Source organism: Sphingobium sp. B8D3A (assembly GCF_025961995.1).
In the GTDB taxonomy this organism is placed as follows: domain Bacteria; phylum Pseudomonadota; class Alphaproteobacteria; order Sphingomonadales; family Sphingomonadaceae; genus Sphingobium.
Genome location: NZ_JAOQOS010000001.1, coordinates 3371152 through 3397448 on the forward strand (window position 1 = coordinate 3371152; position 26297 = coordinate 3397448).

Below are 26297 nucleotides of genomic sequence, written 5' to 3' on the forward strand. Positions count from 1 at the left end.
TGATCGATAGTAAGGTAACGAATAATGGAGAGCCTGCCATGGTGATGCTGACTGATGCCGAACAAGCCATGCTGGACGGAGAGTCCGGCGCCGCGACGCAAAAGGCCATGGAACTGCTCATCCGCTACGCCGATGCGCTTGGCGCGGAGCGTTTCGTCGAGACCAACAATGTCGCCGGCGTGCCCGGCTCCGCCCCGCAATGGGTGAAGGATTATTATGCGGCGGACGGCGGCGATTACCGCGCCGTCTTCTCCCGCTTCGATCTCGACAGCGACGAAGTGGTGGACGTCCCGCGCATGAACGCCTTTTCCTGCCACCTGCAGGGCGGCATGGACCCCACCCTCTGGCAGGAACAGGGCATGACGGCGGAGGCGCACGACAATTTCGTCTCCGACGAGGCGGAAGTCGCCGCGCACGGCATCCAGATCCTCAAGACCTGCACGCCCTATCTCGCCGGTAATGTGCCCGTGATGGGCGAGCATTGCGCGTGGATGGAATCCAGCGCGGTGGTGTTCGCCAACTCCGTCATCGGCGCACGGACCAATTGCGAGGGACGCGAATCTACCAGCGCCGCGATGCTGGCCAAGCGCATTCCCGACTGGGGCTTCCACCGCGACGATTTCCGCAAGGGGCAGCACAGCGTGGACGTGCAGGTGCCGGTCGACAGCATCTTCGAATGGGGGATGCTCGGCTATTTCGTCGGCGATGCGGTGCAGGACACGATCCCCGTCATCACCGGGGACATCAGCGAGGCGAGCCTCATCCGCCACAAGCATTTCGGCGCGGCGGCGGCCTCGTCCGGCGGCGTCGAGATGTATCACATGGTCGGCATCACCCCCGAGGCGCCGAGCGTGGAGACGGCCTTCGGCGGCGCGGCGAAAGGCGAGCGCTTCGTCTATGACGCGGCGGCGCGGCGGCGCATCTACGAGACGCTGAACAGCGTCGGCTCCAGCGAGGATGTCGATTATGTCATGCTCGGCTGCCCGCATTATTCCATCGAGCAGATTGCGCAGGTCTGCGCTCTGATCGAGGGGCGCAAGGTGAGCGCCAACAGCGCCTTGTGGGTGTTCACCAGCCGCGCGGTGAAGGCGACGGCGGATGCCAATGGCTATACCAAGATCCTGCGCGATGCCGGCGCCTACCTCATGACCGACACCTGCTCGGCGATCAGCCAGGCGGTGCCCAAGGGCACGAAGGTCGCCGCGCTCGATAGCGCCAAGCAGGTGCATTATCTGCCGGCAATGATGGGCATCGAGGGCTGGTACGGCACCACCGCCGACTGCGTGGATGCAGCCTGTACCGGCAAGTGGAAAGGAGCCTTGGCATGAGCGACGTTCTGGACAAGCCCCGCCTCATCATCCGCGGCCGCGCCGTGGTGCCGGGCATCGCCGAGGGCGAGGCGCTGGTGACCCGCGAGACGATCTCCGGCTGGGGCGGCGTCAACCCGATGAGCGGCACAGTGATCGAGAGCCGCCATGAGCTGAAGGGCCAGAGCTTCGCCGGCAAGGTGCTGGTCTTCCCCGGCGCCAAGGGCTCCTCGGGCTGGTCGAGCATTTTCCACATGTCCAAGCTGCGCGGCGCCTCGCCGGTGGCGATGGTGTTCAACATCATGACCACCAAGGCCGCGCTCGGCGCTGTGGTGATGCGCACGCCGACGGTCACCGAGTGCGACCAGGACCCGCTGGATGCCATCCGTACCGGCGACTGGGTGCGGGTGGATGGCGATGCCGGGACGATTACGGTTTGGGATCGCAAGCCGGGGTGAACGGCGGGTGCGGATCGGCCTTCCCCTGATCCTCATCCCTCGTCATTCCCGCGAACGCGGGAATCCAGCTTCGACACTGTCCCATAACGCAAGCGCTGACCTGGATTCCCGCGTTCGCGGGAATGACGAAGTGTGAGGTTATCCGCGCAGGCTTCGGCTCGCTACCTTACCGCCGCGCCATGATGCTCTGCGCCACGGCCTCGGCGACCTTGATGCCGTCCATCGCCGCCGAGAGGATGCCGCCGGCATAGCCCGCGCCCTCGCCGGCGGGGAACAGGCGGGCGACGTTGAGGCTCTGATAGTCCTTGCCGCGGGTGATGCGGATCGGTGAGGAGGTGCGCGTTTCCACGCCAGTCATCACCACATCGGGATGATCGTAGCGCGCGATCTGGCGGCCGAAGGCGGGGATCGCCTCGTGAAAGGACTCCAGCACGAACTCCGGCAGGCATGATGACAGGTCCGTCATCGTCACGCCCGGCTTGTAGGAGGGGGTGATGCTGCCCAGCTCCGTGGAGGCACGCCCGGCGAGGAAATCCCCCACCTTCTGCCCCGGGGCGCAATAGTTGGAGCCGCCCGCGACATAGGCCAGCGATTCCCAATGCCGCTGCAGCGCGATGCCCGCCAGCGGCCCATCGGGGTAATCGCGGGCGGGATCGATGCCGACCACGAGGCCCGAATTGGCATTGAACTCGGCGCGGGAATATTGGCTCATGCCATTGGTGACGACGCGCCCTTCCTCGGAGGTCGCCGCGACCACCCGCCCGCCCGGGCACATGCAGAAGCTGTAGACGGTGCGCCCGTTGGCGCAGTGATGGCTGAGGCTATAGGCGGCTGCGCCCAGCACCGGATGCTTGGCGTATCGCCCGTAGCGCGCCTCATCCACCCAGGCCTGCGGATGCTCGATGCGCACGCCGAGCGAGAAGGGCTTTGGCTCGATGAACACGCCGCGCTCGTGCAGCATCTCGAAGGTCGGCCGCGCGCTGTGGCCCACGGCGAGGACGACGTGATCGGCCTCCAGAAAACTGCCATCGTGCAGATGCAGCCCGCGCAGGGCCATGTTGCCATCCGGGCTGCGATCCAGCTCCAGCCCGTCCACCCGCGTCTGCCAGCGATATTCGCCGCCAAGCCCCTCGATGGTGCGGCGCATGCTCTCCACCATGGTGACGAGGCGGAAGGTGCCGATGTGCGGATGCGCCTCGGTGAGGATGTCCTCCGGCGCGCCGGCGCGGACGAACTCCTCCAGCACCTTGCGGCCAAGGAAGCGCGGGTCCTTCACCCGGCAATAGAGCTTGCCGTCCGAAAAGGTGCCCGCGCCGCCCTCGCCGAACTGGACATTGCTGTCCGGGTTCAGCTGTGAGCGGCGCCACAGGCCCCAGGTATCCTTGGTCCGCTCCCGCACCACCTTGCCGCGATCCACGATGATCGGGCGAAAGCCCATCTGCGCGAGGATCAGCCCCGCGAACAGACCGCACGGCCCGGCGCCGATGACCACCGGGCGCAGGCCGGACCAGCCCTCCGGCGCGCGGGCGACGAAGCGATAGTCCGTATCCGGGCGCGGCCGCACATCCTTGTCGCCCGCGAACCGCGCCAGCACGGCGGCTTCGTCGCGCAGGGCGGCATCCACGGAATAGACGAGCAGAATCGCACTCTTGCGCCGCGCATCATTGCCGCGCCGCACGACCTCATGGCTGAGCAGATCGGCCTGCGGAATGCCAAGGCGCGCGGCAATGGCGGGCGCGAGCGCATCGTCCGGGTGATCGAGGGGCAGGGTGAGACCGGTCAGGCGGATCATCGCGCCGCCCTAGCGCGTGTGGGGCGGGAGGGGAATGGGGTGTTGGGGAGCGAGAGGATAAGAATTCGGTGACGAAGAACCTCATTTCCGTAACTACGGCAAGTTGACCTATTAACTGCCGGAGGTATTGCCAAACCACATTGGAATTATCGTAGGGACTTTTCGAGTGCGTTGGACCGGTAAATTGCCCTTGGCGGCTTTTGCGATCCTTGGTGCATGTAGCGGCGGTGGAGGTGGCGTCAACAACACACCCCCGCCGCTTCCATCCCCATCGCCGACACCAACGCCGGCGCCAAACGTGACCGTAAATGATCTCCATTCCAGCCAGACTTTTGCAGTGTCCGCACCATCCGCGGCGGTGGAATTTGATCTTTACACCTTACAGAGCAGTTCGGGTGTTTATGATCGTAAGGCGCTCACCATAAGTTACGACGCAGTAAACAATAGTTACACGTTAACTACGCCGATTCGTTCGCAAACCTTCACTCCAGAGGACAAAGAAGCGGGCAATTCTCCCAATCAACTATCTTACGTGATCGGCGGAGCTTCTAGCGGTACAAGGGATGTACTGATGATTGCGCATCAGCAATTTTCACAGACTGATCCCAACCAATTTGTAGGCTTCGGCTATTGGCAACACGATGAATTGGAAGGCGCGAAGCAGAAGGCTTCGTTCAGTATGTTCACTTATGGATTCCCAACTCCCGAAGCTAATATCCCCAGAGTCGGAACAGCAGCCTGGGACATCGACTTATTTGGCATCGCCAATTCGAGCGGCTACTCACCGCAGGGTCTGGGAGGATCCGGCGTTTTCAACGTGGATTTTTTGACCGGCGACTTTGCAGCAACTGCTGACGTGCAGATAGTCAATCTAGTCACGATGGAACCGGGCGAGTTCACATCCAAATTCGAGGCCCTCGGCAGGCTCGGCAGTGCTAACAGCTTTGCAGGCACGGTACTGGTTGTTGGACCGCACGCATATGCTGGATCAATCGAAGGGCAGTTCTTCGGGCCCAATGCCGAGGAGATCGGCGCAACGATTCTCGCTACGCTGCAAGGCGATCCAACCCTGAACAGAGAGGGATTCGTGGGCACAATCACTGGCCGACGCAACCCCAATCCCAATCCGATAAATCTCAATCTCATGAACCTCCAGCAGGATTTGATGGTAGAGACAACTGTCGCACAATTCAGATCAGGGACGGATCCCGGCACGGCGTTTCCTGCGGGGACCACTACGATGCTTCAAGATTTTCTCGGGCAGGTAGTTACGCTCGCTACGGACGGCAGCGTAAAACTGACCGCTGACTTTCTACCGGGATTGAACGCCACCTTCGCCAGCACCGACCGGGTTGGACAAAATTCGCGTTTCGTGACCTACCAGAAGACTATCGATGAGGTTCCGACAGAGCTCGGGATTTTTCGTCCAGGCCTCGCCAACGCTGACATCGCTCTCTCCTATGCCAGCTTTGGCTACTGGTCCACGCACACCGTTAAGGAGAACGGAGGCTTCGATGCCATTCGCAGCTATTTCCCTTACGGGTTCCAAACGCCTCTAAATATGCTGGCCGTCAAGACGGGCAGTGCTCACTATAGTGGCGTGGTCTACGGGACCGGTGCGTTCGGTGACGCGCAACCGTTCGAAGTGGGCGGATCTTCAAATTTCGATTTCGACTTTGCCATGAGCAGATATACAGGCGCCCTAGATCTGCATCAAATTTCCGCAGGGGGATCAGCGGGTGCAGCCTTAGGCCGGTGGACCATCAGCAGCGGCTATATTACGTCTGGAATCCCTTATGGTGGCGGGCTTGTTGGCCCCGTCGAACACGCCAGTGGGGGCTCAATTCTGCCGCGCTTTTACGGTCCAAACGCCGAAGAACTCGTAGCTCGCTTCGTTATTGGGACGCCTACTACAGGCCAGCCTAGACCTGGGGAGGTGTGGATTGCAGGGGTGACGGTCGCCAAGCAAGACTGAGAATGGCCGTCATCACAAACGGTTGAGGTCATGATCGCAATCAGGACTCTGTTCCCCTACTCCCCTCCCCCTTCAACACTCCCGCCACCAGCGGCCCCACCCGTCCCACAATCGTCTCCACGCCTTGCGGATTGGGGTGGATGCCGTCGGGGAGCATGAGGGTGCGGTTGCCGATCACGCCATCGAGGAAGAAGGGGTAGAGCGGCGCGTCGTACTTCTTCGCGAGATCGGTGAAGATCGGATCGAAGGCCTTGGCGTAGTCCGCGCCCATATTGGGGGCGGAGACCATGCCGGTGAGCATGATGGGGATGCCGCGCTTTTGCAGCTCGGCGAGGATCGCATCGAGATTGGCGCGGGTTTCCTTTGGCTCCAGGCCGCGCAGCATGTCGTTGCCGCCGAGGCCGACGATCACGAGATCCGGCTTGCGCTCCAGCCCGTCGAGCGTGAAGGCGAGGCGCTGGCGGCCGGCTGCGGTGGTATCGCCCGAGACGCCGGCATTGACCACCTGCGCGGGCACGCCCTGCCCCCCCAGCGCGCGCTCCAGCACCGGGGCAAAGCCCTCGCGTGGCCCAAGATTATAGCCGGCGTAGAGGCTATCCCCGAACACCACGACCAGCTTGCGGTCCGCGACCGGGGCGCTGCGGGCGTCAGGGCCATTTGCCGTATTGGAGAGGGCTGCGGCGGCGTTATTGCCGGCACCAGCACCCCCCTGAGTGTCGGGAGTTTGTGGAGAACAGGCGAGCAGTGCTTGGACAAGCAGCAGTGAGACACCATAACGAGTAAACGTCTTTGCCACGCGAGGCCCTTTCCGCATGCATGCACCCATCGATGCCTCCCATATCGCCATCCGCGCCCGCAATGTCACCCTCTCGCTCGGCACGGGCGAGGCGAAGGTGGATATCCTCAAGGGCGTGGACCTGGACATAATGCGCGGGGAGAGCATTGCGATCCTCGGCGCCTCGGGATCCGGCAAGTCCTCGCTGATGGCGGTGCTCTCCGGCCTGGAGCAGGCGAGCGGCGGCAGCGTGAGCGTGGCGGGCACGGATTTCAGCACGCTGGATGAGGACGGGCTGGCGCGCGCGCGGCGCGGCCAGATCGGCATCGTGCTGCAGGCCTTCCATCTGCTGCCGACGATGACGGCGGTGGAGAATGTCGCGGTGCCGCTGGAGCTGGCGGGGCTTGAGGATGCCTTTGCCCGGGCGCGCGCGGAGCTGACGGCGGTGGCTCTCGGGCATCGCATCGACCATTATCCCGCGCAGCTTTCCGGCGGGGAGCAGCAGCGCGTTGCGATTGCGCGCGCGGTGGCGCCGGGGCCGCAGATCATCTTTGCCGACGAGCCGACGGGCAATCTGGACGGGCACACCGGTGCGGCGATCATCGACCTTCTGTTCACCCGCCAGCAGGCGAGTGGGGCGACGCTGATCATCATTACCCACGACCCGGATCTCGCGCAGCGCTGCGACCGCATTGTGGAAATGCGCGACGGGCTGATCGTGGAGGGCGCGCCCGCATGAGGGCGGCGCGCATGAGGGCTTTGGGCCTGCGGGCGAGCTGGTCCATTGCCCGGCGCGACCTGAATGCGGGCCTGCGGGGGCTGCGGTTGCTGTTCGTCTGCCTGTTCCTGGGCGTGGCGACGCTGGCGGCGATCGGCAGCCTGACGACCTCCATCACCAGCGAGATTTCCGCACGGGGGCAGACGATCCTGGGCGGCGATATCGAGGCGCGGATGAGCCAGCGCGAGGCGAGCGAGGCCGAGAAGCAGACGCTGCGCGCGCTGGGCACGATGAGCGAGACGATCCGGCTGCGGGCGATGGCGAATGCAGTGGGGGCCGGCGATACCGATGGCCCCGCGGCAGTGCTGACCGAACTCAAGGGCGTCGATGGCGCCTATCCGCTCTATGGCAAGCTGCTGCTGCGCGAAGGGACTTATGCCCCGCTTGCCGCCGACCGCATCATGATCGGCGAGGCGCTGGCGGAGCGCTTGCAGGTGCGGCCCGGCGGCGCGCTGCGCTATGGCACCGCGACCTTCACCATCGCCGGCATCATCGCCGACGAGCCGGACCGGGTGGGCGAAGGCTTCACGCTGGGGCCGGTCGCCATCGTCTCGCTAGAAGGTCTGCGGCGCACCGGGCTGATCCAGCCGGGCAGCCTCTATGAGAGCAAATATCGCGTGCGCGTGGCGCCGGGCACCGATGTCGAGGCGCTGCGCACGCGGCTGGAAGACGAGCAGGCCGAAGCGGGCTGGTCGTTCCGTGACCGGGAGAATGCGGCGCCGGGCACCAGCCGCTTCATCGAGCGGATGGGGCAGTTCCTCTCGCTCATCGGCCTCACGGCGCTGGTGATCGCGGGCATCGGGGTGAGCAATGGCGTCTCCTCCTATCTCGCGATCAAGCGCGGCGGCATCGCGACCTTCAAGGTGTTGGGGGCGACGTCTGCCGATATCGAGCGCATCTACCTGATGCAGATCGGCACGGTCGCGGCGATTGCCATTGCCTGCGGGCTGATCGCGGGCGCGCTGCTGCCGCCGGCGCTGATTGCCGTGCTGGGCGATGTGCTGCCGGTGCAGCCGGGCTTCCGTATCCATCCGCTGCCGCTGATCACCAGCGCGGCTTATGGCCTGCTGATCGCCTATATCTTCACCCTGCCGCCACTGGACCGCGCGCGTACGCTGCCGGTCGCCGCGATCCTGCGCGCGCATGTCGAGCCGCGCAGCCGGCTGGACCGGCGCAGCGTGGCGGGCGTGGTGCTGGGCGTGATGGCGGTGCTCGCGATTGCGCTGGGCACGGCGCGCGAGTCCCTGTTCTCCGCCGCAGTGCTGGGCGCGACGGCGGCGGTGCTCGGCCTGCTGCTGCTGCTCGGCTGGGGGATCAGCGCGATTGCCCGGCGCGTGCCGCGCCCGCGCCGGCCGCTGTGGCGCCTCGCCATCGCCAATCTGTATCGCCCCGGCGCCCAGACCAGCGCGCTGGTGATCGCGCTGGGGCTGGCGCTCACGCTGTTCGTCACGCTGGCCGGCGTGCAGACCAGCCTCACCGCCGAGATCGACCGGACGGTGCCCAAGAAGGCGCCCAACCAGTTCGTGCTCGATATCCCGTCCGATCAGGAAGCGCGCTTCCGGCAGATCGTGGCGCAAGAGGCGCCGGCGGCGGAGCTGAACGTGGTGCCGGCACTGCGCGGGCGCATCGTGGCTTATGCCGGGCAGCGCGTCGCCGACATGGAGGAACTGCCCGAGGGCGCGTGGTTCCTGCGCGGCGAGCGCGGCGTGACCTATAGCGCGGCGCTGCCGGAAGGGAGCGATCTGGTTGCGGGCCAGTGGTGGGCACCCGATTATGCCGGCCCGCCGCTCATCTCGCTGGACGAGGAAGCGGCGAAGACCCTCAACCTCAAGATCGGCGACAGCATGACGGTGAGCGTGCTCGGCCGCGAGATCGAAGCCAAAATCGCCTCGCTGCGCAAGGTGAACTGGGACAGCATGGGGTTCAACTACGTCATGGTCTTCTCGCCAAGCGCATTGGCGAGCGCGCCGCACAGCCTTACCGCCACCATCACCATGGACGAGGCGCAAGGCGCGGGCGTGACGCGCGCGCTGCTGGCGGCCTTCCCCGGCGTCTCAGTGATCGCGGTGGCCGAAGTGGTTGAGCAGATCAGTGGCCTGCTGGAGCAGATGTCCGGCGCCATCGTGGCGGCGGCCTCCATCGCCATCTTTGCGGGCGTCGCGGTGCTGATCGGCGCGATTGCCGCCTCAAGGCAGGCGCGCAGCTATGACAGCGTGATCCTCAAGACGCTGGGCGCGACGCGCTGGCAGATCCTCGGCACGCAGGCGATGGAATATGCGCTGCTCGCTGCCACGCTGGCGCTGGTCTCGCTGGCGCTGGGCATGGGCGCGGCCTGGTACGTGATCGTGCAGGTCTTCGAGTTCGGCTGGGCGCCGGACTGGGGCGTGGTGCTGGCGACACTGGCGGGCGGCGCGATCATCACGCTAGGCATCGGGCTGGCGGGATCGATCCCACTGATGTCGCTGCGGCCCTCGCGGGCCCTGCGGGAATTGTAAGGGTAGAAATTTGTCCACAGCTTATGTGCACTTGTAGACATAAGTCCGCTTTACAGGCGCCTAGGGTCCCTCTTATGGTTAATGCATCTCAGAAGCATGACCATTTAACGGATCATCAAACGGCCGATGAAGCGTTCCTTGAGCCATTTGACAGGTCTTTTTGCGCTCTACGGCCTGCCGCGGCCATGGGCGATCGCAAAGCAGCTTTCGAGGCAATTCGCCTCGCTGGCTGAGCTGGTCCACGCTCCACCGGACGTCCTCAAATTGCGGGGCGCTTCGGAGGCGCAGATACGCGCGATCAAGGACTTTCGGAGCCTTCATCTCAGCGTGCTGGCATCCGAAGCGTTGAAGACCACGCAGCCCCTCGATGTCGAAAAGTTGAAGCGTCACCTTGCTGCGGAAATCGGGCATTGCCGGATCGAGCACTTCCATGTGGTCTATCTGAGCCAGCTCAAACACGTCATCGAGAGCCGTACTCATTGGTCCGGGGGATATGACAGCACCCCGGTCTATGTCCGCGAAATCGTCATGACCGCGATCATCCTCGGGGCGGCGCACATCATTCTTGCCCACAACCACCCCTCCGGCATCGCCGAACCCAGCAAGGCCGACCGGATCATGACGGACCAAATCTGCAAAGCGGCGCGCCCCTTGGACATTCATGTCGCAGACCACTGGGTTTTTGCCGGTCAGGCCGTCTTCAGCTTCGCCGAACACGGCCTGTTGTAGCGGGCGGGGTTGCGGCAATGGCTCGCAGGCCTGGCACGGCTGAAGGAAGCGGCTTCAGGCCATGTCGGCTGGCAGAACCTGCTGGGGATGCAGTCAGTCCACTTTGATGCTCTGTGGCCCACAGCAATATCTCAGAAAAGGCATGGGCAGTGAACAAAGTGATCGCTATGATCGGCTTATGGAAAGCCCAGAAGACCGTGTGGACTATGACCGCCAGCCTCCAGAGGAGGGCATTCCGAAAGATCGAAGTCGTTGGCTGCTGTTAATCAAAGAAATGCGGGCCGCCCATAGTTGCGGCATTTATGAAGCCGAGTGCCGGGCTTTGCAGCAGCCTGCCTGGAAACGATGGGTCGCGCGCCAAATCAATCATGACGCCGAATGTGCAAAAATGGCGCGCGGCCATATTCGCTATAACGGCGACAGAGCTCTGATCGCGGAAGACAATGGAAAGCTGATCGTCCGCAATGGCGTGGGTTCCAAATAGGCCCCCTTTTGCTCTCACTCCGTTGAAGAGCAGCATTGATTTCCAGCCCAGTCCAACCCTCTCCTGTTCCAGGAGAGGGCTGACGGACCAGCTCAGAACAGCTGATCGAACGCCGTTTCCAGCCGCTTGAGGCTGGCGGGCACGTCCTTGAGCTTGTCGAGGCCGAAGAGGCCGATGCGGAAGCTGCGATAATCCGGGCCTTCATCCACCATCAGTGGCACGCCGCCGGCGACCTGCAGGCCGAGCGCGGCGAAGGGCTTGCCGGTCTGCATCGCGGCATCCTCCGTGAACACCACGACCACGCCCGGCGCGGCAAAGCCATCGGCGGCGACCGACCGCACGCCGCGCTCCGCCAGCATCGCCCGCACGGCATTGCCCTGCTCCCATTGCGCGGCGCGCAGCGTCTCGAAGCCGATTTGCTTGGTTTCCATCATCGCCTTGTGGAAGGTGCGCAGGGCATCGGTGGGCATGGTGGCATGATAGGCATGGCCGCCGTTCAGATAGGCTTCCATGATGCTGTTCCACTTGGCGAGATCGATCGCGAAGCTGGTCGACTGGCGGGCGCGGCAGCGCTCCAGCGCGGCGGCGTTCATCATCACCAGCCCGGCCGACGGCGGCGCGGACCAGCCCTTTTGCGGGGCGGAAATGAGGATGTCGACGCCGGTCGCGACCATGTCCACCCAGATGCAGCCCGATGCGATGCAATCGAGCACGAAGAGGCCGCCGACCTCATGCACCGCGTCCGCGACGGCGCGAATATAATCGTCCGGCAGGATCATGCCCGACGCGGTCTCGACATGCGGGGCGAAGACGACGGCGGGCCGCTCGGCACGGATGGCCGCGACGACCTCGTCGACGGGCGCGGGCGCGAAAGGCTGGTCCGCGCCGCCATTGCCGATGCGGCGGGCCTTCATGACCGATTCCGACGCGGGGATCGATCCCGCCTCGAAAATCTGCGTCCAGCGATAGGAGAAGAAGCCGTTGCGGATGACCATCACGGTTTCGTCAGTGGCGAACTGGCGGGCGACTGCTTCCATCGCATAGGTGCCGCCACCGGGGACGACCACGGCGCGCTCGGCCTTGTAGACTTCGCACAAGGTGGCGTGGATATCGCGCATCACGCCCTGGAAAGCCTGGCTCATGTGATTGAGCGAGCGATCCGTGAAGACCACCGAATATTCGAGCAGGCCATCGGGATCGATATCGGGGCGCAGGGCGGGCATAGATGGTTCTCCTTGCTTCAGGCAGCGCATCCTGATGCTGCCCGTTCGTGCGACGGCGCTGACTCGATGCCACGCAATCGCTGCTGGCCGCGCATAGCGGGGCATGGTGCGGGATGCCAGTTGATCCTTCGCATCACCGCTCGGCGCTCGGATGAAGCGAAAGATGCAGATCGCGCTTGACGACGTCCACAGGGATCGGCATGACGCTGTTAATGCGATTCATTGTCATTAGCAGATGATGCAGTCGCAACGCCTTCACCCGCGCGAACCCCTCTTCGCGCGGCGCGGACGTTCCCGGCCTGCAGGTGCAGCAGGCCGGGGACGTCCTTCCACCGGCGATATGCGCGCTTGCCTTGCCGGAGCCAGCGCCGCCTGCCATCGCCCCTGCCTGCCACGGGAGAGATTGCCCATGTATGCGTTTCTGGATTGCCCGCTTTCCTCGCTTGATCGTGGCGGCCGTTTGCTCGTCTGGGCCATGCGGCATTGGGCAAAGGCGGTCTCTTGCGGGCGCTGCCCGTGCGGCGATGTCGGCCCCGTCTTTCACAAGGCGGATCTCATGGCCGGCTTCCCGCATTTCCACATGATGATGGCGGTGCTGAACCGTCACGCGCGCGAGAAGCTGTCCTTTGCGGATGTCGATTGCCCCCGGCTCAGCGATGGCGAGGCGCTTCTGCTCAGCCTGATCCGCCTGGCGGGCGGGGCGCACGCAGATCGAACGCCCGCGACGGTCGCGCTTGTCGTGCAGCCCGAGGGCGCCCCGGCGCTACGTATGGCGCTGGATTCGCTCGGCGCGGCGCTACGGGCGGTTGAACTCTGGCCCGCGCTGCCCATGTTCGATCCCGCCACTGTAAGGTTCCCCAATGAATGACATGACCCATCACGGCTTCGAGCTCGAGCCGACCGGCGCACTCAGCGTGGAATCCGTTCGCTGGGTGAAGCACTGGAACGACCATCTCTTCAGCTTCGCGATCACGCGGCCGGCGAGCTTCCGCTTCCGCTCCGGCGAGTTCGTGATGCTCGGCCTGCCGGGTGAGAATGGGCGGCCGCTGCTGCGCGCCTATTCCATCGCCAGCCCCGCTTATGCCGAGGAACTGGAATTTCTCTCGATCCGCGTCGAGGGTGGCCCGCTCACCTCGCGCCTGTGCAAGATTCAGCCCGGCGACCGTCTCTATCTTGGCCGCAAGCCCACCGGCACGCTGGTGATGGACGCCCTGCGGCCCGGCAGCCGCCTATTCCTGCTCTCCACCGGCACGGGCCTCGCGCCCTTCCTCAGCCTCGTGCGCGATCCGGATGTCTATGAGTATTTCGGCCAGGTCATGCTCGCACACAGCGTGCGCACGGTCGCCGATCTGGCATGCCGCACCGATCTGGAAAGCCAACTCGCCGGCGATCCGCTGGTGCAGGATCAGGCCCTGCTGCAATTCCATTACTGCCCCACGGTGACGCGCGAGCCTTTCCGCACCACGGGGCGGCTCGATGCCCTGATCAACGACGGCACGCTGTTCCGTGGACTGAGCGGCCCGGCGCGCCTGGACCCGGAAACCGACCGGGTGATGATGTGCGGATCGATGGCGATGATCCGCGACTTCTCCGCCCGCCTCGACGCGCTGGGCTTTGAGGAGGGCTCGAACGCCAAGCCGGGGGATTATGTGATCGAGCGGGCGTTCGTGGATTAGGTTTTAGGGTCAGGGGGTTAATCGCGAAGGCGCTTCACCTCCGTCATTCCCGCGCACGCGGGAATCCAGCATGGACGTTGCTTCCCGGCGCAGGCGTGGAACTGGATTTCCGCGTACGCGGGAATGACGAATTCCTGGTCGCCCACTCGCCGATGGCGATCAGGCGCTCCAGGAGACCGCGAGGGCGCCCAGCGCCTTGAGGGCGGCCTCGTCTTGCGGGCGGACATCTTCGGCGAAGGTCGGCGTCTCGACATAGCCGATCACGATCAACGGACTGCGCCCGCCCGGCGGGACCAACACCGCCAGATCGTTGGTCTTGTTGCCGACGCCCTGGCGCATTCCGGTGCCCGTCTTGTCCATGCCCTGCCAATCGGCGGGGATGCCGGCCCTGATGCGATTGCGCCCGCTCTGGGTCTGCACCATCCAGTCCCTCAGCCGGTCGCGACTGGCGGCGCTGAGCACATCGCCGAGCACGATCTTGCGCACCGTTTGCGCCATCGCCGCTGGCGTCGTGCTGTTCTGCTCTGTGCCAGGCGGGATCACATTGATCTCCGGTTCATAGCCATCCAGTCGGCTCGTGCTGTCGCCAATCTCCCGCCAAAAGCGGGTCAACGCGTCCGGGCCGCCGAGCCGGCGCATCAGGATGTTGGCAGCGGCATTGTCGCTAGTGATCTGGATCGCCTGGGCCAAGGTGAGGATAGGCAAGCGCCCTCTGGCGAGATTTTCTTCCACCACCGGCGCGTAGGCGACGAGGTCCGCCTGACTGAAGCTCAATTCTTCCGCCAGATCGAGGCGCCCGGCGTCGCTCTCGCGCAGGGTCATTGCCGCCAGCGACAATTTGAAGGTCGAGCAGTGACAGAAGCGTTCGTCAGTCCGCCAGCCGAAGCTGCGTCCGCTGCCGGTATCGAGCACGAGCGCGCCCAGCCTGCCGCCGATCGCGCGCTCCATCGCCTGCAGGCGGGCCACCGGGTCATTCATCCCCTCCCGCTTGTCGGCACAGCCGGCCAGCAGAACACTCGCACCCATAGCCAGGGCAAAATCGCGACGATCGATCATCCCACTTTGATAAGCGGGACGAACCGGTTTCGCCAACCCTTCCTGACTGCGCCGCGCGTTGCCTCTGCATTCTGAGCGAGAAAACGCCCCCGCGCGGCCATTGGGTGCTGCATCATCAGGCAAAACTGTGCATTAGGTTTGTCAGATGCTGACGATATTGCTGATTTCCTTCCTCGGCGCCTGCCTGATGCCGCTGCTGGCCTACGTCATCGGGCGTGGTGCGGGCATGGTGATCGCCCTCTTCCCCTTCGGCCTGCTCGCGGCGTTCGTAAACATGGCGCAGTTCGTGGAACGGGGCTGGGTGAAGGGGGAAGCAGCCGAATGGGCACCCTGGCTCGGCCTTGATTTCACGCTTCGCCTGGATGGCTTCTCCTTCCTGCTCTGCCTACTCATCACCGGGCTGGGCGGGTTGGTGACGATCTATGCCGGCGGCTATCTCACCAACAAGTCGCCGGCCGAACGCGCCCGTTTCTTCTGTTACATCCTGCTCTTTCTCAGCGCGATGCTGGGGGCGGTGCTGGCCGAGAATCTGCTCGTCTTCCTCGTCTTCTGGGAAGCGACGAGCATTCTCTCCTTCCTCCTCATCGGCTTTGAGGGACGCAGTGCCCGCGCCCGCCGGGCGGCGCTGATGTCGCTGCAGGTGACGGCGTTCGGCGGTCTCGCCTTGCTGATGGCCGTCGCGATGATCGGCCATGTGCTCGGCACCTACTCCATGGCGCAGGCGGTGGCGCGGGTTGGCGAATTGCATGACAGCCCGTGGGGCGCGGCCATCGTCGTGTGCATCCTGATCGCGGGTTTCACCAAGTCCGCGCAATTCCCGTTCCACTTCTGGCTGCCCAACGCGATGCAGGCGCCAACGCCCGCCTCGGCCTATTTGCACTCGGCGACGATGGTGAAGCTCGGCATCTATCTGCTCGCCCGGTTCGAGCCGGTGATCGGCGCGGAAAGCTGGGGACGGGGCGCGCTGATCACCGTGGCCTGCGTCACCATGCTCGTCGCCGCGTTGCAGGCCCTGCGGGCCGAGAACTTCAAATCCGCGCTGGCTTATTCCACGGTCGCATCACTCGGCATTCTCGTGCTGCTCGTCGGGCTGGACGGACCGGCGGCGTCGGTGGCGATGATCGGCTTCCTGTTCGCGCACGCGCTCTACAAGGCGGCATTGTTCTTCTGCGCAGGATCGGTGCTGCACGCGACGGGCCTCTACAGTTTGCGCGCCATGGGCGGGCTTGCCCGGCATCTGCCGCTGACGGCGCTGGCCTGCCTCGGTGCCAGCCTTTCCATGGCCGGCATTCCGCCGTTCATCGGCTTCATCTCCAAGGAATTCCTGTTCCAAGCGCAGTTGGAGAGCAGTTGGGAAGTCATCCCGCTGGCCATCGCCGTGATGGTCAACGCCGTCATGGTCGGCGTGGCCGGAGTGGTGACGCTGCGGCCGTTCTTCATGGGCCGCGGCAAGGTGAACAAGGTGCAGCATGGCGAGACCTTCTCGCTGGTGATGCCGCCGCTGCTGCTCTCTGCCGCCGGCCTGTTCATGAGCCTCGCGCCGGACTGGATCACGCGCGTCGCCATCCGCCCGGCGGTCGCCTCGGTCTACGGCCGCGCCGTGGAGGTGGACCTGACGGTGTGGCACGGCCTCACGCCGATGCTGCTGCTGAGCTTTGTCGTGGTCTCCATCGGCGCGCTGATCGTGGCCTTCTGGCGCAAGATCCACATCTGGCTGCGGCAGACCAAGCAGTTCAACACCTATGAGATCGAGCCGCTGTGGGAAATCAGCCTGCGCAACCTGATCCTCTCCTCCCGCAAGCTGACGGACGCGCTCCAGCATGGCGACCTGCGCCGCTATCTGCTGGCGGTGGTCGGCGGCGCCGGGTTGCTGATCGCCTGGTCGGTGGCGAAGAGCGGCGTCGCGCCTGACATCCCATTCCCCGGCGATTTCCGGCCGGGCGAGGCGCTGGTCGCGCTCATCGGGCTCGGCGGAGCCATTGCCGCTGCTCGCGCCAACACATTGCTGAGCGGCATGATCGCCACCGGCCTTGCGGGCTTTGCCGCCGCGATCACCTTTCTGATGAACGGCGCGCCCGATCTGGCGCTCACCCAGTTCACCGTGGAAGCGCTGCTCGTCGTGCTGCTCTCGGCCCTGTTGCTGGCGGTACCGCTCGCCAGCCCGGCGACGCGCACCCGCGCGATGCGCAAGCGCGACGCCCTGCTTGCGATCAGCATCAGCGCGCTGCTGTTCCTGGCAGTGATGGACATGGCCGCGCGCGAGCATGTGTCCGCCGCCAGCCGCTTCTTCGGCCAGATGAGCCTCGTGGCGGCGCATGGCCATAATGTGGTCAACGTCATCCTGGTGGATTTCCGCGCCATCGATACGCTGGGTGAAACCATCGTGATTGCCATTGCCGCCGTCATGGCACGCTCGCTGCTGCGCAGCCGGGGCAGCGAAGGGCCGGTGCCCGGTCCCGAGCCGGTCCACTTCTCCCTGCAGGTCGCCGGGCGCTGGATCAGCCTGCTGCTGCTGCTCGCCTCGCTGGTCATTCTGTTCCGCGGTCACAACCAGCCGGGCGGCGGGTTCGTCGGCGGGCTGGTCGCAGCTCTCAGCTTTGCGCTGCTGGCACTGGCTTATGGCGTCAATCACGCCCAGCGCGTGCTGCGCCTGCGCACCCTGACGCTGGTGGGCCTTGGCATGCTATGCGTGCTGCTCGCTGGCCTGCCCGGCCTGATAACCGGCGAGCCGTTCCTCACCCATCTCTGGTGGGAGCCGGGTGGCCTCATTCCGGCCCTCTCGACCACGTTGATCTTCGATCTGGGCGTGTACCTGGTAGTGCTCGGCGCCGTGCTGGCCTTCCACTTCGGCCTCCAGCGGGAGGCGACGCGATGACCCTGCTCTATGGCGCCGTCGGCGCGGGCATCATCGCCTGCGCGCTCTACATGATCCTCTCGCGCAATCTGGTGAAGATGCTGCTCGGCTTTTCGATGCTGGCGACGGGGGTCAACATCCTGATCTTCCTGGCCGGGCGCATCCAGAGTCGGCAGCCGCCGATTGTGGGCGAAGGCCAGCGCGCGCTGGGCGAGTCTGCCGATCCGATCACGCAGGCGTTGATCCTCACCGCGATCGTCATCGGCTTCGCGCTCACGGTGATGCTCGCCGTGCTGGTGCTGCGCGCCTGGCGTCACAGCCACAGCATCGATGCGCGCAACGTCGATTCCGCCGAGGCGCTGGGCACGCCGCAGGAGCGGGAACTGACCGATGACTGATGCGCTGCTGCTGCCCGCGCCCGTCATCCTGCCCTTCATCGGCGCGGCCCTGGTGCTCATCCTGCGCGCGCGCATCGCGCTCACCCGCGCCATCGGCCTGATTACGAACGGCCTGCTATTGGTCGTCTCGCTGCTGCTGTTCGTGCAGGCCAATGGCGGCAACCTCGTCCCGCTCACCGTCTTCGGCGGCTGGCCGCACGGCATCTCGATCAGCTTCTCGGCGACGATGCCGGGGCTGGTGCTGGTGGTCGTCACGGCGCTCATCGCCTTTGCTTCCGCAATATATGCGCTGGTCGACGTCGGCCCGCGCCGCCGCCGCGCCGGCTATGACGCGCTGATGCTGGCGATGACCGGCGCAGTGAACGGCGCGTTCCTGACGCGCGACCTGTTCAACCTCTACGTCTGGTTCGAGCTGGCGCTGATCGCCGCGCTGGGCCTGCTGACGCTGGACCGGCGCCCGGCGCAGATCGACGGCGCCATCCGTTATGCCAGCTTCTCCATGCTGGCGGCGACCTTCATCCTGCTCGGCGTCGGCATGATCTACGGGATCACTGGCACGCTGGATGTCGGCGCAGCCGCCACTGCGCTCGCCAGCCGCCCGCCCAGCTTCGCCTCTGCCACTGCGACCGCTCTGTTGATGGCCGGCTTCGCGCTCAAGGCCGGGCTGTTTCCCTTCCACCTCTGGCTGCCGGCCTCCTATCATACCGGGCCGATTACTGCCGTCGCCGTGTTCGCCGGCCTGCTCACCAAGATGGGCTTCTACGCGCTGCTGCTCGTCTTCGCCGGGGTGTTCGGCGTGGGCGCGGGCGGCATCGGCGCCGCGCAGATGGTGCCGGTGTTCGGCTGGATCGCGGCTGCGACAATCCTCATCTGCTGCGCGGGCGCGCTGGCACACACAGACATGCGCCGCATCCTCGCCTACCATATCGTCGCGCAAGTGGGCTACATGACCATGGGACTGGCGATCGCCACACGCGAGGGGATTGCCGGCGCGGTGTTCTATATGGTCCACTCGATCATCGTGCAGGCCAATCTATTCCTCGGCGCAGGCCTGATCCGCCGGGCGAGCGGCAGCTGGGATCTCACCCGAGCGGGCGGCATGGCGCGGACGAACCCGCTCTTTTCGCTGGTGCTCGCCGTGCCGGTGCTGTCGCTGGCGGGCATCCCGCCCCTCTCCGGCTTCTGGGCCAAGTTCATCGTCATTCGCGAGAGCTTCGATGCCGGCATGGCCTGGCTGGGCATTATCGCGCTGATCGGCGGGCTGATGACGATCGTCTCCATGTCCATCTTCTGGTCCGATGCCTGTTGGAAGGAACCGCGCGGCAAGCCGGTGCGCAAGGTGCCGCTGGCGGGGTTGATCGCCATGGCGATCCTCTCCGGCGCGACCATCGCCATCGGCCTGCTGCCACAAAGCCTGTGGACGCTCTCGCTCCTCTCCAGCCGCGCGCTGGCCGTCGTCAGCGGAGGCGGCTTATGAGGCCCGCCCGCCGCCTGCGCGCCGGTCTGACGCTGGTCGCGATGTTCCTGTGGGATCTCCTCGTCGCCTCGCTCGCGGTTGCCAGGATTGTCCTGTCACCGCGCATCCGCACCGCCCCAGCGATCATCCGTGTGGAGACGGAGTTGGAGCGGCCCTGGGCCGTGGCCCTGTTCGCCTATTTCATGTCGCTCACGCCCGGATCGACCTGCCTGCATGTCTCCGAGGACCAACGCAGCCTCTACGTCCATGTGCTCAACACCGCCGATGCCGCGACGACTATCGCGCGGTTCAAGCGGATCTACGAGCGCTGGATCATGGAGTTGGAGCGATGATCGATATGGCGACGCTCACCACTGTTCTCGCCGTGCCGCTGGCGCTGGCCTTCCTGCTGGCCGGCTGGCGCATGGTGACCGGGCCGAGCTTTGCCGACCGGTTCGTCGCGCTCGATATGCTCACCGCCATCGCCGTCGGGTTCGCGGCGCTGACCACGCTGGCGACCGGGCGCGGCGCCTTTCTGGACATTGCGCTCGGCATCTCGCTGATCAACTTCGTCGCCACGGCAGCCTTCGCCGTGTTCCTGGAACGCAAGCGGAGGCGGCAATGATGATCCTCGCCATGGCCCTGCTGATTGCCGGCACCGCCTTTCTGCTCATCGCCGCCATTGGCATCGTGCGGCTGCGCGATCCCCTTCAGCGGATGCACAGCGCCACCAAGGCCGGCACGCTGGGCGCAACGCTGATGCTGCTCGGCGTCGTGCTGGCGGCCGACGTCGCGGAGCTGAACTGGACCAGCGGGCTGACGATCCTGTTCCTGCTCATTACCCTCCCGATCGGCGCGCAGTTGCTCGGCCGCGCTGCCTATGTTTCCGGCACGCGGCTGGAAGGGCTGGCGCATGATCCGCTCAGTGAGGAACTGGAGCGCCAACCCGGCAAGCCTGACGAGCTGACGCGGGACAGCTAGGCCTCAGCGTCCGCCCGAGGACGGACAAAAATCCTTATGTTTCGCTTGGCTAGATATGTTGCATATTTGCAACAATCCGGCGCCACTAGTGATGCATCGCAACCACGAGAAGGTTGACCCCGTTAACCGGGCTCCATAAGCGGCCCGTCCGCCTCGTGCAGAAGGCGAGATTAAAACAAGGAAAATACAATGAAACTTGCTGTTCTGGCTTCCGCAGCCGCCGTGATCGTTGCCACCCCTGCCGCTGCGCAGGAAGGCCCCACCTTCTCCGGCCTGAGCCTCGCGGTCCTCGGCGGCTATGACTCGGTGCGGCTGAGCGACGGCGTCGACAATGGAAGCAGCGATGATTTCGCTTATGGCGTGAGCCTCGGCTACAATGCCGATCTCGGTTCCGCTGTGGTTGGCGTCGAAGTGGAAGCCGCTGACTCCGAGGTCAAGGAATCGGTCACGGACCAGTTCGTGACGGGCGATGAGCTGTCCCTGTCGGCCGCGCGCGATCTGTACGTCGGCGTCCGCGCTGGCGCCAAGCTCGCCCCCAACGCGCTGATCTACGCGAAGGCCGGCTACACCAACGCCCGCCTCAAAGTGAGCTACACCGACGGCGTCGACTCGATCAGCGACGGCGACAATCTCGACGGCTATCGTCTCGGCGCCGGCGTTGAGTACAGCTTCGGCCGCTTCGGCATCCGTGGCGAGTATCGCTTCTCCGACTATGGCAAGCTGAAGTTCGACGACGTCGACACCGGCATCAGCATGCAGCGCCATCAGGTCATGGTCGGCCTCGTCGGCAAGTTCTGATCCAGCGTTTTCGCTAAACGGGAAGGGTCGGCCTTGCGCCGGCCCTTCTTTTTTTGTGCGCGACGTGGCCAATCGAGGCGCGCCGGTTCCGATCTAGGCGGCGACGGCGCTCACCAGCAAAGCCTTGCCGGCAAGCATGACGCCCTGGCCCGCCACATGATGCGGCGCAAAGGCCGCCGCGAGGCGAGCCTGCGCCTCGGGCATCCGGTCAGGCGCGACCTGATTGCCGATGTGCATGGCCGACAGCACGAAGGTCGCAGCATCCTGCGCGCTCGCGCCGGGTCCCCCGACCGGCAGGTCCCGCAGGCACGGCGCCACATCCATCTCCGCGAAGCCGGCATGCGCGAGCACCTCTCCCAGCCATGCCGTATCGGCAAACGCAAACGGGCCGGGCGCTCTGGGGTCCGGCCGCCCATCCGGTGCCGGCAGCAGATCCTTCAGCGCCTGCTGCATCAGCTGCATCCAGGGATTTTCCGGTGGCGCCGCCCAGACCGCGAGATCGATACGCCCGCCGTCGCGGACTTGTCCGCGCAGATTGCGGAACGCCCCCTTGGGCTCGGCAAAGAACATCGATCCGAAGCGCGAAAACAGCCGGTCGAACGGCGCGCCGTTGATCGGCGCCGCGCCAGCGTCTGCACAGACGAAGCTGACATTCTGCAGGCCACTGAGCGTTGCACGCGCACCGCAGGACAGGATGAGATCGGACGAGATATCGACGCCGGTGACATGCCCCTCCGGCGCCACCGCCCGGGCAATCGCAAGGCTGGTGCCACCACCGCCGCAACCGACATCGATCACGCGCTCGCCCGGCTGGAAGTCCGCCCGAGCCAGCGCCAACGCGCCGATCGGGTCGATCATCCCCTCAAGCCGATCCAGATTGGCGAGCCAGTTGCGCCCCATGTCGCCTGCCCAGCCTTCAGCAGTTTTGCTGGATCCCCACCCCGCTGTTATCGGCACCCATGCCTTTGTCTCCCGACCCATGATGCGGCCCCTGCCGTCATGACTGTCCGGCAGGCCGCTTGCTCAATAGATGACAATGTCCCGTCCCTCTGTCGAGCGGTGATGCGCGCGACATCAAATGCTTTGCGCTTCCATGTTTCCGCGCAGCGCAAGCTCCAGCATCCGCGCCGCCAGTTCGCGCTCGCCCATCACCACGTCACCGATCCCCAGCTTGATCAGATGCTCCACCTCGCCGTCCGAATGGGCCCGCGCGACGATGCCGATCCCGGGGCGCAGCGCCCGCGCCTTCTGGGCGATGGCGCCGGCATCGAACCCTTCGGGAATGGCGATGAGCAGGCTGGTCGCGCGGTCGATGCCGGCCGCCTCCAGCACCCGCCGGTCCAGCGCGTTGCCGGTCACGGCCTCATGACCGTCGCGCCGCGCGGCATCGGTCAGTTCGGCATTGCTCTCGATGACCACCAGCGGCTTGTTCCGCTCGCGCAGGGCGTTGGCGATCAGCCGGCCCACTCGGCCATAACCGACCAGCACGACATGCACGAGCGTGGCGGACGGCGCGGCGACCGGCGGCGCATCGACCTTGGCCGCCTCGCTCGCGCGATGGGTGATGTAGGAGAACAGGAAGGGGTGCAGGAAGATCGAGATGATCGCGCCGGCCAGAATCAGATCGCGCGCCTCGGACGGAAGGACGCCGAGCCCAAAACCCAGCGTGACAAGAATGAACGAGAATTCGCCGATCTGCGCCAAGCTGGCGGCAACCGTCATCGCCGTCTCGCGCGGATAGCCGGAAACGCGGACGATGGCATAAGCGGCGAGCGATTTGCCGATCGTAATGATCAGCACCGTGGCGAGCAGCGGCAAGGGCTGGCGAAGGATGACCATCGGATCGAACAGCATCCCAACCGAGACGAAGAACAGCACCGCAAACGCATCGCGCAGCGGCAGCGTCTCCTCCGCCGCGCGCCGGCTGAGCGGGGTTTCGCCCAGTATCATGCCCGCAAAGAAGGCGCCGAGCGCGAAGGACACATCGAAGATGAAGGCCGATCCGGCGGCCACGCCCAGCGCGATGGCCAGCACGGCAAGGCGGAACAGCTCGCGCGAGCCGGTATGCACCACCCAGTGCAGCGCCCATGGAATGATCCGCCGCCCGACCAGCAGCATCAGCGCGACAAAGCCGCTCACCTTGAGGATCGTGACCAGAACCGGCCAACCGATGGCCGAGAGACCCTCGCTCTGCGGATCGAGTGCGATGCCGGCCAGCACCGGCAGCAACACCAGCGCCAGGACCATCACCAGATCCTCGACGATCAGCCACCCGACGGCGATGCGTCCGCGCTCCGTCTCGACCAGATCGCGCACCTGCAGGGCGCGCAGCAGCACGACGGTACTGGCGACCGACAAAGCCAGGCCAAAGATGAACCCCGAGAGCAGGCCCCAGCCCATCAGCCAGGCGAGCGCCATGCCGAGCACGGTGGCGGTGGCGATCTGCACCACCGCGCCGGGCACGGCGATGCGCCGCACCGCCATCAGATCCTTCACCGAAAAATGAAGGCCGACCCCGAACATCAGGAGGATCACGCCGATTTCGGCAAGTTCATTGGCGAGGTTGGGATCGGCGACAAAGCCCGGCGTGAACGGTCCCACCATCACACCGGCGACGAGATAGCCGGCAATGGGCGAGACCCGCAGCCGCATCGCCAGCGCGCCCATGAAAAAGGCAGCGACGAGGCCGGCGACCACCGTGGCGATGAGCGGCGTGTAATGCGGCATCCTGTATGGCAGCTCCTGTTGAGGCGAAATCCTATGGTGCGGAACGCGAATGTTGCAGCGTCTCTGCCAGAAAGGCATCGCACGACGCCGCAACCATCGCTTCGTCGCAAGGACTTTAATGGCTTGACGGCCATGCGCAACGATGGTCATTGCCTTCAAGCACTTAGGCTGGCCGCACCGACTATGACGAGGCCGCGGACCATCCGCGTTGCTGGCCGTTGCGCCGAGCGCCGCTTTCCGCTAAGGGCCGCGAGAAATTCCGGCCGGATGACCCGTGTCGGCCGTCCACAAGCCCAGAGAGATTATCATGAGCCCCCGTCCCAACGCTCTGCGGAACGTTGCCATCATCGCGCACGTCGATCATGGCAAGACCACCCTCGTCGACCAGCTTTTCCGCCAGTCCGGCACTTTTCGAGACAATCAGCGCGTCGATGAGCGGGCGATGGACTCCAACGATCTGGAGAAGGAGCGCGGGATCACGATTCTCGCCAAGCCTACCTCCATCGAATGGGAGGGCACGCGCATCAACATCGTCGACACGCCCGGCCACGCCGACTTCGGCGGCGAGGTGGAGCGCATCCTCTCGATGGTCGATGGCGTGGTGCTGCTGGTGGACAGCTCCGAAGGCGCGATGCCGCAGACCAAGTTCGTGACCGGCAAGGCGCTGGCCCTCGGCCTGCGTCCCATCGTGGTCGTCAACAAGGTCGACCGGCCCGATCAGCGCATCCAGGAAGTGCTGGACGAGGTGTTCGATCTGTTCGTGAGCCTCGACGCGACCGACGAGCAGCTCGACTTCCCCGTGCTCTATGCCTCCGGCCGCAACGGCTATGCCAGCACCGACCCGACCAAGCGCGAAGGCACGCTGACGCCGCTGTTCGAGACGATCGTCAACCATGTGCCGCCGCCGGCGCTGGACATCGACGCGCCGTTCACCTTCCTCGTGACGCTGCTGGACCGCGACAACTTCCTCGGTCGTATCCTCACCGGCCGCGTGACCTCCGGCACCGTGAAGATCAATCAGCCCATCCATGCGCTGGACATGGACGGTAAGGTCATCGAGACCGGCCGCGCCTCTAAGATCATGACGTTCCAGGGCCTCGACCGCGTGCCGGTCGATGAAGCGCGCGCCGGCGACATCATCAGCCTCGCCGGCCTGACCGTCGCCACCGTGGCCAACACCATTGCCGACACCTCGGTCTCCGAGCCGATCAAGGCACAGCCCATCGATCCGCCGACGCTTTCCATGCGCTTTGCGGTGAACGATTCGCCGATGGCGGGCCGTGAAGGCGACAAGGTGACCAGCCGCATGATCCGCGACCGCCTGTTCCGCGAAGCCGAGAGCAATGTCGCGATCAAGATCACCGAGAGCGCGGACAAGGACAGCTTCGAGGTCGCCGGTCGCGGCGAGCTTCAGCTCGGCGTGCTCATCGAGACGATGCGCCGTGAAGGCTTCGAGCTCGGCATTTCGCGCCCGCGCGTGCTGTTCGGCGAGGATGAAAACGGCAACCGCACCGAACCTTATGAGACGGTCGTCATCGACGTGGACGATGAATTCTCGGGCACGGTGGTCGACAAGATGAACCAGCGCAAGGCTGAGATGACCGACATGCGGCCTTCGGGTGGCGGCAAGACCCGCATCACCTTCTCGGCACCCTCGCGCGGCCTCATCGGCTATCATGGCGAGTTCCTCTCCGATACGCGCGGAACCGGCATCATGAACCGGCTGTTCGAGAAATACGGTCCCCACAAGGGCAAGATCGAAGGCCGCAAGAACGGCGTGCTGATCTCCAACGGCGCCGGCGAGGCCAATGCCTATGCGCTCGGGCCCCTTGAGGAGCGCGGCGTGCTGATGGTCGGCGTGGGCGAGGCGCTCTACGAAGGCATGATCATCGGCGAGAATGCCAAGCCGGAAGACCTTGAGGTCAACCCGATGAAGTCCAAGGCGCTCACCAACTTCCGCGCCAGCGGCAAGGACGACGCCGTCCGCCTGACCCCGCCGTGGAAGCTGACGCTGGAGCAGGCCATCGCCTATATCGACGATGACGAGCTGGTCGAGGTGACACCCAAGACCATCCGCCTGCGCAAGCGCTACCTCGACCCGAACGAGCGCAAGCGCGCTTCGCGGTCCAAGGCCGCCTGATCCAAGGGGCGCTTGTCCAGCCGGACGAGCGCCCTTTTCTTTTGGGGAAGAGGCGGCGTGCGCCGAACGACCCCATTCCCAGTCCCGCTCAAGGGCGTTGCGCGCGAGGGACAAGCTCCCAACCCTCTCCCCTTGAGGGAGAGGGTTGCGCAGACTTGGCAGCCTGCGGCCTTAGTCGAAGCTGGGAGAGGGGTA

The 26297-nt window shown here is 65.2% G+C and carries 23 protein-coding genes; 17 read left to right on the forward strand and 6 right to left on the reverse strand.

The features are described from left to right. Positions 1-38: 38 nt before the first annotated feature. Both M2342_RS15630 and M2342_RS15635 read left to right on the forward strand, forming a co-directional pair. Positions 39-1328 carry an aconitase X catalytic domain-containing protein gene (locus M2342_RS15630; RefSeq protein WP_264579750.1) on the forward strand — a complete coding sequence of 430 codons (1290 nt, stop codon included), beginning with the start codon at positions 39-41 and terminating at the stop codon, positions 1326-1328. Next, positions 1325-1765, forward strand: a complete 441-nt coding sequence (locus M2342_RS15635; RefSeq protein ID WP_264571294.1) for an aconitase X swivel domain-containing protein — start codon at positions 1325-1327, stop codon at positions 1763-1765. The genes M2342_RS15630 and M2342_RS15635 overlap by 4 nt, the downstream gene beginning before the upstream one ends. A 166-nt stretch (positions 1766-1931) precedes the next feature. On the opposite strand, the gene M2342_RS15640 is transcribed toward M2342_RS15635, so the two are convergent. Beyond that, the gene (locus M2342_RS15640; RefSeq protein WP_264579751.1) at positions 1932-3557 is read right to left on the reverse strand and encodes an NAD(P)/FAD-dependent oxidoreductase; all 1626 of its coding nucleotides are present in this window, start codon (positions 3555-3557) and stop codon (positions 1932-1934) included. 298 nt (positions 3558-3855) lie between these two features. Here M2342_RS15640 and M2342_RS15645 point away from each other — a divergent pair, with 298 nt between their 5' ends. Then, positions 3856-5532: a transferrin-binding protein-like solute binding protein gene (locus M2342_RS15645; protein WP_264579752.1), complete on the forward strand. Its 1677-nt coding sequence runs from the start codon at positions 3856-3858 to the stop codon at positions 5530-5532. A 40-nt stretch (positions 5533-5572) separates the two neighbouring features. Here the strand turns inward: M2342_RS15645 and M2342_RS15650 are convergent, their stop codons facing one another. Then, positions 5573-6328 carry an arylesterase gene (locus M2342_RS15650; RefSeq protein ID WP_413715148.1) on the reverse strand — a complete coding sequence of 252 codons (756 nt, stop codon included), beginning with the start codon at positions 6326-6328 and terminating at the stop codon, positions 5573-5575. Positions 6329-6344: 16 nt separating this feature from the next. On the opposite strand from M2342_RS15650, the gene M2342_RS15655 reads away from it, so the two are divergent. The 4 genes from M2342_RS15655 (at position 6345) to M2342_RS15670 (ending at position 10793) form a co-directional block, all read left to right on the forward strand. Then, the gene (locus tag M2342_RS15655) at positions 6345-7046 is read left to right on the forward strand and encodes an ABC transporter ATP-binding protein (RefSeq protein ID WP_264579754.1); all 702 of its coding nucleotides are present in this window, start codon (positions 6345-6347) and stop codon (positions 7044-7046) included. An 11-nt stretch (positions 7047-7057) separates the two neighbouring features. Further along, positions 7058-9580 carry an ABC transporter permease gene (locus tag M2342_RS15660; RefSeq protein WP_264579755.1) on the forward strand — a complete coding sequence of 841 codons (2523 nt, stop codon included), beginning with the start codon at positions 7058-7060 and terminating at the stop codon, positions 9578-9580. Positions 9581-9718: 138 nt separating this feature from the next. After that, complete coding sequence (locus tag M2342_RS15665) at positions 9719-10309, forward strand: JAB domain-containing protein (RefSeq protein WP_264579756.1); 591 nt, start codon at positions 9719-9721, stop codon at positions 10307-10309. A gap of 142 nt (positions 10310-10451) precedes the next feature. Next, positions 10452-10793, forward strand: coding sequence for a hypothetical protein (locus M2342_RS15670; protein ID WP_264579757.1), 342 nt, complete (start codon positions 10452-10454; stop codon positions 10791-10793). A gap of 92 nt (positions 10794-10885) precedes the next feature. On the opposite strand, the gene M2342_RS15675 is transcribed toward M2342_RS15670, so the two are convergent. Further along, positions 10886-12016 (reverse strand): aminotransferase class V-fold PLP-dependent enzyme, encoded by a 1131-nt coding sequence (locus M2342_RS15675; RefSeq protein ID WP_264579758.1) that lies wholly within the window; start codon positions 12014-12016, stop codon positions 10886-10888. A gap of 409 nt (positions 12017-12425) precedes the next feature. Here M2342_RS15675 and M2342_RS15680 point away from each other — a divergent pair, with 409 nt between their 5' ends. Together M2342_RS15680 and M2342_RS15685 are read left to right on the forward strand one after the other, a co-directional pair. Continuing rightward, the gene (locus M2342_RS15680; protein WP_264579759.1) at positions 12426-12884 is read left to right on the forward strand and encodes a hypothetical protein; all 459 of its coding nucleotides are present in this window, start codon (positions 12426-12428) and stop codon (positions 12882-12884) included. Beyond that, positions 12877-13692 carry a ferredoxin--NADP reductase gene (locus M2342_RS15685; protein ID WP_264579760.1) on the forward strand — a complete coding sequence of 272 codons (816 nt, stop codon included), beginning with the start codon at positions 12877-12879 and terminating at the stop codon, positions 13690-13692. The genes M2342_RS15680 and M2342_RS15685 overlap by 8 nt, the downstream gene beginning before the upstream one ends. A 159-nt stretch (positions 13693-13851) precedes the next feature. Here the strand turns inward: M2342_RS15685 and bla are convergent, their stop codons facing one another. Then, positions 13852-14748 carry a class A beta-lactamase gene (gene bla, locus M2342_RS15690; RefSeq protein ID WP_264579761.1) on the reverse strand — a complete coding sequence of 299 codons (897 nt, stop codon included), beginning with the start codon at positions 14746-14748 and terminating at the stop codon, positions 13852-13854. Between the two features lie 145 nt (positions 14749-14893). On the opposite strand from bla, the gene mbhE reads away from it, so the two are divergent. From mbhE to M2342_RS15725, 7 genes are all read left to right on the forward strand, one after another. After that, positions 14894-17623: a hydrogen gas-evolving membrane-bound hydrogenase subunit E gene (gene mbhE / locus M2342_RS15695; protein ID WP_264579762.1), complete on the forward strand. Its 2730-nt coding sequence runs from the start codon at positions 14894-14896 to the stop codon at positions 17621-17623. Then, a complete protein-coding gene (locus M2342_RS15700; RefSeq protein WP_264571306.1) occupies positions 17620-18000 on the forward strand; it encodes a sodium:proton antiporter in 381 nt (126 codons plus the stop codon). The genes mbhE and M2342_RS15700 overlap by 4 nt, the downstream gene beginning before the upstream one ends. After that, a complete protein-coding gene (locus M2342_RS15705; protein ID WP_264579763.1) occupies positions 17993-19477 on the forward strand; it encodes a complex I subunit 5 family protein in 1485 nt (494 codons plus the stop codon). Before M2342_RS15700 ends, M2342_RS15705 begins: the two co-directional genes overlap by 8 nt. Then, positions 19474-19809 (forward strand): Na+/H+ antiporter subunit E, encoded by a 336-nt coding sequence (locus M2342_RS15710; RefSeq protein WP_264579764.1) that lies wholly within the window; start codon positions 19474-19476, stop codon positions 19807-19809. The genes M2342_RS15705 and M2342_RS15710 overlap by 4 nt, the downstream gene beginning before the upstream one ends. After that, positions 19806-20081 carry a monovalent cation/H+ antiporter complex subunit F gene (locus M2342_RS15715; RefSeq protein WP_181560637.1) on the forward strand — a complete coding sequence of 92 codons (276 nt, stop codon included), beginning with the start codon at positions 19806-19808 and terminating at the stop codon, positions 20079-20081. Before M2342_RS15710 ends, M2342_RS15715 begins: the two co-directional genes overlap by 4 nt. Beyond that, complete coding sequence (gene mnhG / locus M2342_RS15720; RefSeq protein ID WP_264579765.1) at positions 20078-20437, forward strand: monovalent cation/H(+) antiporter subunit G; 360 nt, start codon at positions 20078-20080, stop codon at positions 20435-20437. The genes M2342_RS15715 and mnhG overlap by 4 nt, the downstream gene beginning before the upstream one ends. Positions 20438-20626: 189 nt before the next feature. Then, on the forward strand, positions 20627-21235 hold the full coding sequence (locus M2342_RS15725) for an outer membrane protein (RefSeq protein WP_264579766.1): 609 nt from the start codon (positions 20627-20629) through the stop codon (positions 21233-21235). A gap of 93 nt (positions 21236-21328) precedes the next feature. On the opposite strand, the gene M2342_RS15730 is transcribed toward M2342_RS15725, so the two are convergent. Both M2342_RS15730 and ybaL read right to left on the reverse strand, forming a co-directional pair. Next, positions 21329-22135, reverse strand: a complete 807-nt coding sequence (locus M2342_RS15730) for a class I SAM-dependent methyltransferase (protein ID WP_264579767.1) — start codon at positions 22133-22135, stop codon at positions 21329-21331. Positions 22136-22309: 174 nt separating this feature from the next. Next, a complete protein-coding gene (gene ybaL, locus M2342_RS15735; protein ID WP_264579768.1) occupies positions 22310-23962 on the reverse strand; it encodes a YbaL family putative K(+) efflux transporter in 1653 nt (550 codons plus the stop codon). 307 nt (positions 23963-24269) lie between these two features. Between ybaL and typA the strand changes: the two genes are divergently transcribed. Further along, the gene (gene typA / locus M2342_RS15740) at positions 24270-26102 is read left to right on the forward strand and encodes a translational GTPase TypA (RefSeq protein WP_264579769.1); all 1833 of its coding nucleotides are present in this window, start codon (positions 24270-24272) and stop codon (positions 26100-26102) included. Positions 26103-26297: the final 195 nt, after the last annotated feature.

What these genes read in the sequence shown, in the direction of transcription:
- M2342_RS15635 (WP_264571294.1), top strand. Translation starts at nt 1,325, where the DNA reads ATGAGCGACGTTCTGGACAAGCCCCGCCTCATCATCCGCGGCCGCGCC.
- M2342_RS15640 (WP_264579751.1), bottom strand. Translation starts at nt 3,557, where the DNA reads ATGATCCGCCTGACCGGTCTCACCCTGCCCCTCGATCACCCGGACGAT.
- mnhG (WP_264579765.1), top strand. Translation starts at nt 20,078, where the DNA reads ATGATGATCCTCGCCATGGCCCTGCTGATTGCCGGCACCGCCTTTCTG.
- M2342_RS15725 (WP_264579766.1), top strand. Translation starts at nt 20,627, where the DNA reads ATGAAACTTGCTGTTCTGGCTTCCGCAGCCGCCGTGATCGTTGCCACC.
- M2342_RS15710 (WP_264579764.1), top strand. Translation starts at nt 19,474, where the DNA reads ATGAGGCCCGCCCGCCGCCTGCGCGCCGGTCTGACGCTGGTCGCGATG.
- M2342_RS15660 (WP_264579755.1), top strand. Translation starts at nt 7,058, where the DNA reads ATGAGGGCTTTGGGCCTGCGGGCGAGCTGGTCCATTGCCCGGCGCGAC.
- ybaL (WP_264579768.1), bottom strand. Translation starts at nt 23,962, where the DNA reads ATGCCGCATTACACGCCGCTCATCGCCACGGTGGTCGCCGGCCTCGTC.
- M2342_RS15675 (WP_264579758.1), bottom strand. Translation starts at nt 12,016, where the DNA reads ATGCCCGCCCTGCGCCCCGATATCGATCCCGATGGCCTGCTCGAATAT.
- bla (WP_264579761.1), bottom strand. Translation starts at nt 14,748, where the DNA reads ATGATCGATCGTCGCGATTTTGCCCTGGCTATGGGTGCGAGTGTTCTG.
- typA (WP_264579769.1), top strand. Translation starts at nt 24,270, where the DNA reads ATGAGCCCCCGTCCCAACGCTCTGCGGAACGTTGCCATCATCGCGCAC.
- M2342_RS15730 (WP_264579767.1), bottom strand. Translation starts at nt 22,135, where the DNA reads ATGGGGCGCAACTGGCTCGCCAATCTGGATCGGCTTGAGGGGATGATC.
- M2342_RS15705 (WP_264579763.1), top strand. Translation starts at nt 17,993, where the DNA reads ATGACTGATGCGCTGCTGCTGCCCGCGCCCGTCATCCTGCCCTTCATC.
- M2342_RS15715 (WP_181560637.1), top strand. Translation starts at nt 19,806, where the DNA reads ATGATCGATATGGCGACGCTCACCACTGTTCTCGCCGTGCCGCTGGCG.
- M2342_RS15655 (WP_264579754.1), top strand. Translation starts at nt 6,345, where the DNA reads ATGCATGCACCCATCGATGCCTCCCATATCGCCATCCGCGCCCGCAAT.
- M2342_RS15670 (WP_264579757.1), top strand. Translation starts at nt 10,452, where the DNA reads ATGGGCAGTGAACAAAGTGATCGCTATGATCGGCTTATGGAAAGCCCA.
- mbhE (WP_264579762.1), top strand. Translation starts at nt 14,894, where the DNA reads ATGCTGACGATATTGCTGATTTCCTTCCTCGGCGCCTGCCTGATGCCG.
- M2342_RS15700 (WP_264571306.1), top strand. Translation starts at nt 17,620, where the DNA reads ATGACCCTGCTCTATGGCGCCGTCGGCGCGGGCATCATCGCCTGCGCG.
- M2342_RS15680 (WP_264579759.1), top strand. Translation starts at nt 12,426, where the DNA reads ATGTATGCGTTTCTGGATTGCCCGCTTTCCTCGCTTGATCGTGGCGGC.
- M2342_RS15630 (WP_264579750.1), top strand. Translation starts at nt 39, where the DNA reads ATGGTGATGCTGACTGATGCCGAACAAGCCATGCTGGACGGAGAGTCC.
- M2342_RS15685 (WP_264579760.1), top strand. Translation starts at nt 12,877, where the DNA reads ATGAATGACATGACCCATCACGGCTTCGAGCTCGAGCCGACCGGCGCA.